The sequence below is a fragment of the Pseudomonas sp. SA233 genome, from assembly GCF_054792385.1.
The window spans coordinates 561080-573999 of sequence record NZ_CP096449.1 but is presented as its reverse complement, the minus strand read 5'-3'; the positions used below and the strand labels follow the sequence as shown (position 1 = coordinate 573999).

At 56.7% G+C, this 12920-nt stretch carries 9 protein-coding genes; 1 reads left to right on the top strand and 8 read right to left on the bottom strand.

All coding sequences use genetic code 11. The features are described from left to right. Positions 1 to 10: 10 nt before the first annotated feature. The 8 genes from M1D87_RS02650 to M1D87_RS02615 form a co-directional block, all read right to left on the bottom strand. On the bottom strand, positions 11 to 2299 hold the full coding sequence (locus tag M1D87_RS02650) for an ATP-dependent DNA helicase (RefSeq protein ID WP_236166300.1): 2289 nt from the start codon (positions 2297 to 2299) through the stop codon (positions 11 to 13). Next, positions 2296 to 2733, bottom strand: a complete 438-nt coding sequence (locus tag M1D87_RS02645) for a VPA1267 family protein (RefSeq protein WP_236166301.1) — start codon at positions 2731 to 2733, stop codon at positions 2296 to 2298. Before M1D87_RS02645 ends, M1D87_RS02650 begins: the two co-directional genes overlap by 4 nt. Further along, positions 2733 to 3146, bottom strand: a complete 414-nt coding sequence (locus M1D87_RS02640; RefSeq protein ID WP_236166302.1) for a hypothetical protein — start codon at positions 3144 to 3146, stop codon at positions 2733 to 2735. The genes M1D87_RS02645 and M1D87_RS02640 overlap by 1 nt, the downstream gene beginning before the upstream one ends. 2 nt (positions 3147 to 3148) lie before the next feature. Then, complete coding sequence (locus M1D87_RS02635; RefSeq protein WP_421091692.1) at positions 3149 to 5146, bottom strand: integrase; 1998 nt, start codon at positions 5144 to 5146, stop codon at positions 3149 to 3151. After that, positions 5146 to 6660, bottom strand: a complete 1515-nt coding sequence (locus M1D87_RS02630; RefSeq protein ID WP_421091693.1) for a site-specific integrase — start codon at positions 6658 to 6660, stop codon at positions 5146 to 5148. The genes M1D87_RS02635 and M1D87_RS02630 overlap by 1 nt, the downstream gene beginning before the upstream one ends. A 2-nt stretch (positions 6661 to 6662) precedes the next feature. Beyond that, on the bottom strand, positions 6663 to 7793 hold the full coding sequence (locus M1D87_RS02625; protein WP_236166304.1) for a tyrosine-type recombinase/integrase: 1131 nt from the start codon (positions 7791 to 7793) through the stop codon (positions 6663 to 6665). Positions 7794 to 8007: 214 nt separating this feature from the next. Then, positions 8008 to 8550: a single-stranded DNA-binding protein gene (locus tag M1D87_RS02620; protein ID WP_013970644.1), complete on the bottom strand. Its 543-nt coding sequence runs from the start codon at positions 8548 to 8550 to the stop codon at positions 8008 to 8010. A 9-nt stretch (positions 8551 to 8559) separates the two neighbouring features. Continuing rightward, positions 8560 to 9954 (bottom strand): MFS transporter, encoded by a 1395-nt coding sequence (locus M1D87_RS02615; RefSeq protein WP_123085763.1) that lies wholly within the window; start codon positions 9952 to 9954, stop codon positions 8560 to 8562. A gap of 129 nt (positions 9955 to 10083) precedes the next feature. Between M1D87_RS02615 and uvrA the strand changes: the two genes are divergently transcribed. After that, entirely contained in the window at positions 10084 to 12918 is a 2835-nt protein-coding gene (gene uvrA / locus M1D87_RS02610) for an excinuclease ABC subunit UvrA (RefSeq protein ID WP_013970642.1), read from the top strand. Positions 12919 to 12920: the final 2 nt, after the last annotated feature.

The window sequence follows — 12920 nt, the reverse complement described above, 5'->3', positions numbered from 1 at the left end:
CAACGCTTGGTTAGGCAGCCCGTGGAAGGGTCTCAAGAGCGTCTTGAAGCATGGCCTTGAGGCCCACCTGGCGAGAGAACGCACGTGGAGGGAGAGTAATCGCTTCCCTCACTGCTTCGGCATCGCCGATAAATATGACCTGAACCTGGGCCCTGGTCAGCGCGGTGTAGACGAACGTGCGATCCAGCACCTTGGATTTCACGACGGGGATGATTACTCGTCGGAACTGAGAACCTTGGCTCTTGTGAACAGTGATCGCATACGCGTGCTGGATGAGATCTATGTCCGACTCAAACAGGTAATGCCGAGCCCCTTCGAAGTCCGCTTGGGCCAGCGCTAAACGCCAAACGGGCTTTTCCTCGGTACCTGTGTTGACCTTGATCGGCTCATTGAAGACTGTCAACAGCCGGCCTAGCCGACCATTTTGCAAATTCCGCCCCCAATCATTTGCCGTGTAGATGAGCAAGTCCCCTTCACAGAACCCTGTCTGCTCCACTGCGCCCGTATCCTCGCTTGTCGCCAGGAGCGGGCGCGCACTTGCCACATAGCGAAGGTGGCACAGCCGGTTGATAGTCTCGACCCCCGCATAAGGGCTTGAACGAGTAGCAGCCAAGATCTGGGTGTTGTCTTTGTCCATTTCGTAGAGACGCATCGTTTCAGAGATGATTTCGGTCTCTGGGCACGGTAAGAACACCACCTCCGCCCCCTCTGCAGAACTGAAGCCAGGCCACTCTCCCTCTCTGATCGCGCTTGCTGCGGCTGGGATCTCAGAGCCCTTTGCTTGACGCTTCACTTCTGTCAGGCGAGTTACAGGGATGGCCGCGAGCTGGCAAAGCACGTGGAAGACCAAGCCCGCACCAATCGGCGGGAGCTGGAATGGGTCACCAACGAGCACTAGGTGGGTTCCGCTTGGTAGCTTCTGCGTGAGCTTGTAGAACGTCACGACATCCAGCATCGAAGCTTCGTCAATGATGACGACCGGGGACTCGCCCATGTCATCTTCTGTCGCGTTTCGAAGGAAGCCAGCAATGGTTGTCGCTGACTCTTGTGTCGCCTCGGTCATACGAGCAGCCGCACGCCCCGACAGAGCCATTTGAAACCTAGGTTTGCCAAGCCTATCCAACGCCTTATACAGAGCTTTGAGGACAGTTGTTTTGCCAACGCCGGCACCACCAGTGATGATGCTGAACCGATTGGTGAATGATGTATTCACGGCTACACGCTGAGCGTCGTTCAGTGCAAAAGTGTTGAGCTTCAGATGATCGCGCTCTGACCGCTCAAAGTCAGCGATTACGCTGGCTACATCAGTCGGGAACAGGGGCTGCTGTAATACCGGCTCTCGCAGTAACGACAAGATGAATTCAGCACAGCTTCGCTCCATGATGTACGTACCCGGCGCATGGAGCATCACGTCGCCGCTTGCGGTATTACGTACGATGAACTGACCAGTCGACTTGCCTTGCAGCAAAGCCTTAGCTAATGCAGCGGTAGGTGCAGGATGTGGTGCCAGCAGCCTGCTGACTGTCTGATGGAGATCAGAGATGGTCGCGCAGGTGTGCCCCTTCTCGGCAGCACGATAGAGTGCTTCCTCCATGGCCGCTCTCAAGCGTCGAGGGTCATCAAGTCGAACGGAGAAACGCTCGCGCGCGATCCTGTCGACCTCCCCCCAACTACCGCAAAAACTCAGCAAACGGTATGGGTCGTCTTGCAAAGCGGAGATGGTGTTGCCCTTGTGGAACTTGATGGCCTTGCGGGCCAGATCAAGGGGAATGCCCTTGTCCTGAACAAAGCGCAGTGTCTTGGCATCGCCATTCTCGAGCCAGGCAGCAAACAGGTCAGTACGAACGCTATCAGATGGGATGATCTTGCTGATTGCATCATGGTTCGAGTTATCCAGGATGTCGTACAAAGCTTCCTGGAGGGCGTCCCAAAGCTTGGTCGCTTTGACTTCACCAACACCTGGCGCATTGTCCGCGAGCCATTGGATTAGCTGGCTACCACTCGGCCGAACCAGTCGAATGTCTTGAGCGTCGACCTGAATTTCCGAAACTTTGAAGCCGGAGTGTTCACGGTGCACAACACTACTTTCACCGTAGACTTCGTAGATCCCCCCAACCTCGACCAGCGAGCTTGGGGCCGTGCTAGCAGGAACCGCAATGACGATGGCTGTCGACCTATCGTTGAGGCCTGACTCAACATCTACCCGGTGCCCAAAGGCGATGCAGCCCTTACGATTTGCAGAACGAATACGGGTTACCCGCACAGTGATGCTGAGCAACGAAGGGGGCTGAATATTCATCTCGGCATCCGTCCTGTCTCGTCGAGAAATGCGGCCATTAGCTTGCAGCTCTCCAGCATCGATTTGGCCTTGCCAAGTTCGGCTCGTAGGGCAGCGTTTTCTTGCTCGAGGCTATTGAGACGTTGGCCGTCCTGCCTTCGCTGCTTTGATTGGGTATCTCTTGTGGCCAGTTTTTCTGCCCCGGTACCGGCCCCTACGCCAGCGGCTGGAAGAACGCCACGCTTACGCAAAGCGTCCTCCAACTCTTCCAACTCGGCTCTGATAGCCGGATTCTGGGCCAAAGCACTGCGACCAAATCCGCATTCCGCAAATATCTCAGCGCGCTTAAGCTGACCTCGATACACGTACTCTCGAAAATCATCATCTGACTTCGACTGGGCCCATGCCCTGAACGCCACGAGGTTTTCCCCTGCCCTCTGCTGCCCATTCGCCATCAGCGCTTCTTCTCCGAGGAGTCACGGTCGATTACAGGAAGGTGTTCGTCGAGCATGGCCTTCGATACACCCCGTTTTTGAGCGTTGTACTGCCAGCGAATGAACTGTTCGATCAGTTGTTCATTCTCAAATTTGTAGCGTTCAACCTCTCCTTCAAGCTTCCGAATTCTTTGCTCAGCCATGGAAAGACTGACCGGGCGCTTGGAAGGCAACACTCCGGTTTTCAAGTGCTTCTTTTTCGCGAGAAACGCCGACTTAATCGCCTGGTGAGTGTTCAGCGTCTGCCTCGTCGGGCGAAAACCAAATACTTCACGCGCTGCGTCGCATAGCCCATCCCATGTGAGCTTTCCTTCCCAGGCATCGATGAAGTCAATCAGTACGCGAGTGTCGTGTTCCGTAAGGTGTCTGGCCATCGTTAGAAATCATCCATCACAAAGTCCAGAAGAGGCATTTCAGGAGGAGGCTCTGGCAGCTGAATCGTCGATTGGCGAGCTGCGAGCTCGCGCTTTAATGGGCTGTACTCCTGGTCATTGTTGAGCATGATGACGCTCCCATCTCGCACGTCTGGGTTTTCCATAATGTCGATGAGTTGCTCAAGACGCTCCAAGGTTTTGAGTTGATGCTGGCTCCACCGATCAGCACCGAAATATCCAGCGTCATCTGCAGCCTTCGCCTTCTCCAGTTGCGTTCGGGTCAAGCGGCGCTCCTCCTTGAGTCGCCCCAGCTTTTCCGCATCTCCCTTGATGCAGGCATGCTCGGTGCAGTTCAAGCAATCCCGATGCTTTTGGCATGGCAGCATCGTGTAATCGTGAACGCAGAAGCCGTAGATAGTGACGTGAGCGATGGCATCACCCTCAGCGTCCAGGTCTGCCAAAGTAACCGGGGCGTTTGTCTTCACTTTGTCCAAAACGCCGTCAGGCAGAGCATTCTCGGAAAGCTTGACGTACTCCTCCTCAGACATGTGGTTGTAGACAGCATTCTGATGGATGTTCGCCCGCCCAGACCATTTAGCAATATCAAGCTGGCCTAAGTTTCCTCGCTGTGCCGCCGTGTTCAGCAGGTGCCGCACCTGGTGGGATGTCATGGTTATTTCCGACCCATCTGGATTTTTGTAACCATGACGCGTCCAGATGCTTCGCTCCTGACCATCGATGTAATTCAGGTCGGTTGTGAAAAGGCTCTTGCCCGGAGCCCAGAGCCTCACACGGCTGGTATGCAGATCCGATCTAAATTCATGCGCTCGATAGCAACACAATGCTTCCGAAAACTTAAGCCCCCTTTCGTTATCAATGTAGGGGAAGTCATCTGGCAACACCGAGTGACAGTATGCGTTCAGGAATGCCAGAGTGAGCGGCTTCTTGGATTTTTTGTACTCTTCGTAAGGAGAGTAATTTTTGAAATATTGATGGATAAGGCTCTTATTACCATTCCACCCCAACCCTAGCGCCAAGCATACCTGTTCGTCTGATAGCGGCGCATGCTCTCCAACGCTTGGACATTCTTCATGACGATAGAACTTGGATGGGTTCTCTTCGTACCACCGTGCCAATCTCCGTCCTTCAGCAGATAGATCGGTAAGCCGACGAACCGCTTCCTTTGCGACGTCCACAAAACAGGTGGGAATATACTTGATATCCCAGCCACCGTTTTTACCAGCGAAGAAACGAAGCCCCAGACGGTCAATCCCTTGGGAGTCTACATCATCATGGAAAACAGCTAGAGGCAGCTTTTGAACTTCACTGATCCTTGACGGAGCCGACATCAGCAATCCAAAAATCGATGTCGTGAACCGGTCACGAGCAAATTGGAGATCATTCGCGAACATCTCGGCCATGAAATCAAGGTGCAGGTCTTCCGGAAGCTTGTCGGCGCGCTTACCCTGAGTCTCTTGATCCGTACGATTGATCTCTTTCGGTTTAGAGATAGGATTTCGCCACTCTATACGTTTAGGAACTAACTTAGCTTCATTCAGAAACTTGACCATTATCGCTAGGGCCGAGCCCGCTTGGTAGGCCGTAGCGCCATACTCCCTAGCGAACTGAGCAGCAATATCCATCACCGTCGTGTCAGTCAACGTGATGTCCGCTTTGCCTTTCACGGAGATAAGCGCGGGTTCAATGCAGCGGATGGCCTTGAATTCATTTATTAGCTTAGCAGGCTTAAGCCCTTGCTGATAACGGACATACGCTTTTGCAAATGGCAAGATATCAGCATTCAGGATTTGATCTTCAAGATACCCTCTAGATGGGGCTCCCTTGACGGTGAAGTTACCCACCTTCGGCCAGGCATTAGAGTACCAGTCTAGATGTTCACCAAAAACAGTGAGCCTGTCCCGACACATCTCAATGAAGTCCTCGAGATTACCTCTCGCGTCACGCTCTGCTTTGGGAGTAAATAGCAAGACCTCAGCCATTATTCGAGGCCTCCTTTCGCCACTCGGCAACGATGAATGACATCGCTTACTGCGTAGATCAGCCGATCATTGGCAGAGGCGACCTTTAGATCTCCAGTAAGCTCGACTACCCGATCACGCTCTTGGATCAAACCATCCAAGACCTCTTCATGTGGCCCATCTAACCAAGGTTGGAAGTGTGCGCAGGTGTAGCACGCAAGCGGCGCGAGAGCACCACAGAAGCCATGGCTTCCGCAGCTACCAACATTGCCGTTTCCATTGGAGATACGACTCGCCGGGTCATTGCCACGTCGTGCCTGTTTCTCAGACGGTATCAAAACGCCCCTGAAGGCCTGGGCATAAGGGGCTAGCTCCAGAGCCACAGCCTTGTCGATCCGACTCACGATGTCTGGGATGTTCTTGACGTACACACCGGCGTTCTGGGTATCGGAGTGGTCAAGTGCTTCTGCGATGACGTAAACGCCTTTGCCTTCAGACGCCAAATTCGTGCCAAGCGTATATCGGAAGCGATTTGGGTTTAGGTGAATTGGCCGTCCAGAGCGTTCACTTATTATGTTCATCGTGATACCGGCAGCTTTAACGATGACGTAAACCTCATACGAGGGAATATGAAGACGATCAGACTCAAGTACCGACCGATCCTTCAACAGCGATATGTCAAACGGGGTACTTGGGAACAGAGGGAGCTCACCTACCCACTCCGCCGAGTCGAGGCAACCTGAGAACTGCATCCTCACATAGTCCGCCTGCTGTTTCAGCAGCAACCATAGATCTTCAACTATCGCAAACTTCTTGAACGAAGAGCGCCATCCCATATGGCGCTGCTTAGCTCGAGGAAAATTGATAAAGTACTTACCCCCTCTAGGAATCAGGTCTTTGAGCTTTAAAGCCGACACTTGGCCTGGTCTACGCCCAGTCATGGCAAGGATCATGATCAGAGAGGTCTCGGTGAGACTCAAAATATTTGTTGCAAAACAGTGAATCGTAGACTCGACGATCCCCTGCATTTCAACATCAGTTAATGGCCCTTCTTCAGGACATTGGGACTGAACAGCACGCCCCTTCTCGTTACCCTTGATTCGGAGATTATCAAGCAGCGTGAGAGTTTCATCAGGTATGCCAGGATAACCTAGCCGAGCCCATTGACGAATGAGCACACGAACAGACGACAGATACCATTTCTGCAGCTTATCCAAACTGGCGTGATAAGAAAGAATAGACTCAACGGAAAACAGTTTCGCGCCATTTAGAGCTCTGACGTAATGAGCAAGCCGCTCATACATATTTTTTACATGGGAAGGCGAGCTGTGCCTGGCATAAAATGCCAAAACCTGACGGAAGACATAGGTATCCCCCGGAAAAAGGGTGCAGAGAACGCCAATCGGTATCTCAACGTCTTTGCTCAGCTTCCAACGTTCCCCGAGAAGGTTAACTAGGTATCCGTCGCGAGACAGGAATTCCTCATCGCTTGGCTGCCGTAGACCATATGCCCCTGTCAGCTCTACTGCATCCATTCTCATTTACTCTCCCGACCAGATTGGTAATAACGCTCTTGAAGCTCAAGACCTGCTTGTTGAGCTTGTTCCTTCGTGCGCCTACGATTGTAGGTACCGGCTGTGCCGGAAGTTTCATCCCAACCCATCCAGTAAGATCGAGTCTTTTCTTCTTCTTCAGGGCTAAACCCCTTCTCCTCAGCCATTTTTGAGAAAATGTAGTTCCAGTTATGGCGAAGAGCATGGGCATGAAAGCCAGCCCCCTCTACAATTTCCGAGATTTGCCCCATCCACTTGCTGAAAGCTCCAATAGACATTGGAGCTCCTTGAGTTGGGCCTGCTTTATGAGTTACGAAGAGGTAGTCATGTCTCTTAGCGCCCGGAACCTTGCTCCGTACGTCTTTGACGTATTGCCTAATTTTATCTAATAGTGCCGGGGTGATCCGCAGACGCCGAGGGCGTGTCTTGGCCGTAGGCTGATACCTCCGGACATCAAAATCGGAGTCTGGCCGACGCACCACGGCCATCGTGCCTTTACCGAAGTCAAAATCCCCGACTCTCAGATTAAGCAGCTCTCCACGACGGATGCCTGTGAGCTTCAGAATGAAATACATCAGGGCGTTGCGAAGCTGAACGCCGCTGTCTTTAGCTGGATTGTTAGCCGCGTCTGGCCTCAGAGCAGCCTCAATTGCCTGCACCACTTCGTCCGTGAGGTGTATCTCATCTCTATCCGGATCAGATTTTTTAGGTTTGCCTGGTCGATGCGCTTTGATCGTACTGACCATCTTGCTGACCACAGCATCCTCCAAGTGAGGGGCTACCCGGTGTGCCAGGAACTTAAGGTACTGAGCTGCGGTGCTGATCCGAAAGTAGTGGGTACTGGAGTCAACCACTTTGGGTTTCTGCCGAATCGGGGTGATCTTCGTGACCGGAACGACATCCAGAGAACGCTGAAGAAAATCGCACAGATCTCTTATCTGGTTGTTATCCAGTAGCTCGCCTTGCGAGAAGGTCGACTCCAGCCGTATGCCCACATGGGCTTCCCAGGCCGAGAGTGCTTTCAATGCATTCAGAGCGTTGGTGATCGAATTGGCCGCCTGGGACTGCGCCCGAAGCACCCAAGTGGAGAACAAGGTCTGATAGAACAGAGGCATCCCCTGCTCATCCACCAGGACGGAAAAACGCTCTCCGTCTGACCCCCTGAACCTGCGTAGTGAAATGTCCATGCGATCACCAAAACCTTACGTTTTTGCATGGTTGCAGAACACCAAAAAACTGTCAAACGAAATTTTACACTTCCAAAAACGCGAAACCCCCGCAGTGCGGGGGCTCCAGACGTAAACTTTACAAAAAAGTCTAAGGTAGACTCTAGAACGGAATATCGTCATCGAAGCTGTCGAAGTCAGCTGCCGGCTGCGGGGCTGGCTGCTGCGGGGCCGGGCGCTGAGGAGCCTGTTGCGGGCGCGGGGCCTGCTGGCGTGGGGCCTGGTTGTACTGCTGCGGCTGGCCGCCACCGTAGTTGCCGCCACCCTGGTTGTACGGATCACCGCCCTGCTGCTGGTTCTGCGGACGACCGCCGAGCAGCTGCATGGTGCCGTTGATGTCGACGATGATCTCGGTGGTGTAGCGCTTGATGCCGTCTTTTTCCCACTCGCGGGTCTGCAGCTTCCCTTCGATGTAGCACTGCGAACCTTTGCGCAGATATTCGCCGGCGATTTCGGCAACCTTGCCGAACAGCGACACACGGTGCCACTCGGTACGCTCGACCTTCTGGCCCGACTGCTTGTCGGTCCACTGCTCGCTGGTAGCCAGGCTCAGGTTGGTCACGGCGTTACCGTTGGGCAGGTAGCGGACTTCGGGATCCTGGCCACAGGTGCCGACCAGAATGACTTTGTTAACCCCACGGGCCATAACGTTCTCCTAGGCTTCGCACGCCGAAGAGGCCGGGTTCACCAGGCGCTCGAGGGTCGTACGGTCCAAAATTTTCGTATCCAGTTTGATATAGATGGCGGCTTCTTCCGCCACCACGACGGCGTCGGTCACACCCGGTACAGCCATCAGGCGCTCGGTCAGGCCGGCTTCCCGGACTGCCTCTGGCGTCAGCGGCATGCGCAGGCTGGTCACATAGGGCGGCTCGTTCATGCGCAAGGCGACGACCAACCAGATGGCACACAGTACCGCACAACCGAGGAACACCATGTTCAGCCCGCCGTGCTGGAACAACCAGCCACCGAGGATTCCTCCCAGGGCAGCGCCGAGGAACTGGCTGGTGGAGTAGACCCCCATTGCCGTCCCCTTGCCACCTGCAGGCGACACCTTGCTCACCAGTGAAGGCAGCGATGCCTCCAGCAGGTTGAATGCAGTAAAGAATACCACGGTGCCGATCACCAGTCCGCGCAAACCGTCAGCCCACTGCCAGAAGAACACCTCCACCAGCAGCAACACACTGACCGCCCCGGCCAGCACGCGTTTCATCTTGCGCTTTTTTTCGCCATAGATGATGAACGGGACCATTGCAAAAAATGAGATGAACAACGCGGTCAGGTATACCCACCAGTGCTGCTCCTTCGGCAGGCCGCCGCGCTCGACAAAGGCCAGTGGCAATGCGACGAAGCTGGCCATGAGGATGGCGTGGAGGATGAAGATGCCCACATCCAGGCGCAGAAGGTCCGGATGGCGCAGGGTCGGGCCGATGGCCTGGCGCGCCACACCCGACTCACGGTGCTGCAGGATGCTGTGGGTATTGGGCACCACAACGGCGATCAGCAGGATGCCGACCAGGGCAAGTCCTGCCGTGGCGAGGAACAATCCTGACAAGCCAAAGGCACGAGTCAGCAATGGGCCGACGACCATGGCGACAGCAAACGAAAGGCCGATGCTCATGCCGATCATGGCCATGGCCTTGGTCCGATGCTGCTCGCGGGTGAGGTCGGACAGCAGCGCCATGACCGCAGCGGAAATCGCCCCGGCACCCTGCAGGATACGCCCGGCAATCACACCCCAGATGGAGTCGGCCTGGGCCGCCAATAAACTGCCCAGGGCAAAGATGACCAGCCCCAGGTAAATCACAGGCCGGCGGCCGATGCGATCGGAAATCATCCCGAACGGGATCTGCAATACGGCCTGGGTCAGGCCATAGGCACCAATGGCCAGGCCGATCAGCGCAGGCGTGGCACCGGCCAGGTCCATGCCGTAGGTGGCCAGCACCGGCAAGACCATGAACATGCCCAGCATACGAAAGGCAAAGACCAGGGCCAGGCCGCCAGCGGCGCGGGTTTCGCCGCCACTCATACGCTCGTTGTGGGTGTCGTGCATGGATTAACCTCGTGTGAACCGGCGGCGATTCTATCAGTCCGACAGCTTGACGGCATCTACGCGACGCTTTGCCGCGTACTGGCAGCGCGCCGTATACTTCCTTGTTTATGCCCGCCGAGCGAGGCCGCAGTGGACAAGATCCTGATTCGTGGGGCACGTACCCACAACCTGAAGAACATCGACCTGACCCTGCCCCGGGACAAGCTGATCGTGATCACCGGCCTATCCGGTTCCGGCAAGTCGTCCCTGGCGTTCGACACTCTGTACGCCGAAGGCCAGCGCCGCTATGTGGAATCGCTGTCGGCCTACGCCCGGCAGTTCCTGTCGATGATGGAAAAGCCCGACGTCGACACCATCGAAGGCCTGTCGCCGGCCATTTCCATCGAGCAGAAGTCGACCTCGCACAACCCCCGCTCCACGGTCGGCACCATCACCGAAATCTACGACTATCTGCGCCTGCTGTACGCTCGCGTGGGTACCCCACGCTGCCCGGATCACGATATCCCGCTGGAAGCGCAAACGATCAGCCAGATGGTCGACCTGGTGCTGGAGCGACCGGAAGGCAGCAAGCTGATGCTGCTGGCGCCGGTGGTGCGCGAGCGCAAGGGCGAGCACCTGGCGGTGTTCGACGAGCTGCGCGCCCAGGGCTTCGTGCGCGCCCGGGTAAACGGCAAGCTCTACGAACTCGACGAACTGCCCAAGCTGGACAAGCAGAAAAAACACAGCATCGATGTGGTGGTGGACCGTTTCAAGGTCCGCGCCGACCTGCAACAGCGCCTGGCCGAGTCGTTCGAGACCGCGCTCAAGCTGGCCGACGGCATAGCCCTGGTCGCGCCGATGGATGACGAGCCCGGCGAAGAGACGATCTTCTCCGCGCGTTTCGCCTGCCCGGTCTGTGGTCATGCCATCAGCGAGCTGGAGCCGAAGCTGTTCTCCTTCAACAACCCCGCCGGCGCCTGCCCGACCTGCGATGGCCTGGGGGTGAAGCAGTTCTTCGACACCAAGCGCCTGGTCAATGCCGAGCTCACCTTGGCCGAAGGCGCGATCCGCGGCTGGGACCGGCGCAACGTGTACTACTTCCAGATGCTCGGCTCGCTGGCCGCGCATTACGGCTTCAGCCTGGAGGAACCATTCGGCCAGCTTTCGGCCGAGCACCAGAAGGTGATCCTGCAGGGCAGCGGCAAGCAGAGCGTCGACTTCAAGTACCTCAACGACCGTGGCGACATCGTCAAGCGCTCGCACCCGTTCGAAGGCATCGTGCCGAACCTGGAGCGTCGCTACCGCGAAACCGAGTCGGCCACCGTGCGCGAAGAACTGGCCAAGTTCCTCGGCACCCAGCCGTGCCCCGATTGCCGCGGCACCCGCCTGCGCCGTGAGGCAAGGCATGTGTGGGTGGGCGAAAAAACGCTACCGGCAGTGACCAACCTGCCGATCGGTGAAGCCAGCAACTACTTCGGCGAGCTGACTCTGACCGGACGCCGTGGCGAGATTGCGGCGAAGATCCTCAAGGAAATCTGCGAGCGCCTGCAGTTCCTGGTGAACGTCGGTCTCGACTATCTCACCCTGGACCGCAGCGCCGATACCCTGTCCGGTGGCGAAGCGCAGCGTATCCGCCTGGCCAGCCAGATCGGTGCTGGCCTGGTGGGAGTGATGTACATCCTCGATGAGCCGTCCATCGGCCTTCATCAGCGTGACAATGACCGCCTGCTGGCCACCCTCAACCACCTGCGCGACCTGGGCAACACGGTGATCGTGGTGGAACACGACGAGGACGCCATCCGCCTGGCCGACTACGTTGTGGACATCGGCCCTGGGGCGGGCGTGCACGGCGGTCAGATCGTCGCCGAGGGGTCGCCGCAGGAGGTCATGGAGCACCCCGACTCGCTGACCGGCAAGTACCTGTCAGGGCGCAAGAAGATCGTAGTGCCGGCCAAGCGCACGCCGCGCAACAAGAAGCTGCAACTCAAGCTCAAGGGCGCGCGTGGCAACAACCTGCAAAACGTCGACCTTGAAATCCCGATCGGCCTGCTGACCTGCGTGACCGGGGTGTCGGGTTCGGGCAAGTCGACACTGATCAACAACACCCTGTTCCCACTGGCCGCGACCGCCCTGAATGGCTCAAGCAGCCTGGAAGCGGCGCCGCATGCCAGCATGGATGGCCTGCAGCACCTGGACAAGGTAGTGGACATCGACCAGAGCCCGATCGGCCGCACCCCTCGCTCGAACCCGGCGACCTACACCGGCATCTTCACGCCGATCCGCGAGCTGTTCTCCGGTGTGCCGGAATCGCGTTCGCGCGGCTATGGTCCGGGGCGTTTCTCGTTCAACGTCAAGGGAGGCCGTTGCGAGGCCTGCCAGGGCGATGGCCTGATCAAGGTGGAGATGCACTTCCTGCCGGATATCTACGTGCCGTGCGACGTGTGCAAGAGCAAGCGCTACAACCGCGAAACCCTGGAGATCAAGTACAAGGGCAAGAACATCCACGAGGTGCTGGAAATGACCATCGAGGATGCCCGCGAGTTCTTCGACGCAGTGCCGGCGCTGGCGCGCAAGCTGCAGACGTTGATGGATGTGGGGCTGTCGTACATCAAGCTGGGCCAGTCGGCGACCACGCTGTCGGGCGGTGAGGCACAGCGAGTGAAGCTGTCGCGCGAACTGTCCAAGCGTGACACCGGCAAGACACTGTACATCCTCGACGAGCCGACCACGGGCCTGCACTTTGCCGATATCCAGCAGTTGCTGGACGTGCTGCATCGCCTGCGCGACCACGGTAATACCGTGGTGGTGATCGAACACAACCTGGATGTGATCAAGACCGCGGATTGGCTGGTGGATCTGGGGCCGGAGGGTGGTTCGAAAGGCGGGCAGATCATTGCCTGCGGTACGCCGGAAGAACTGAGTACGATGAAGCAGTCGTATACCGGGCACTACCTGAAACCGTTGCTGGAGCGGGATCGGGCGTAAGG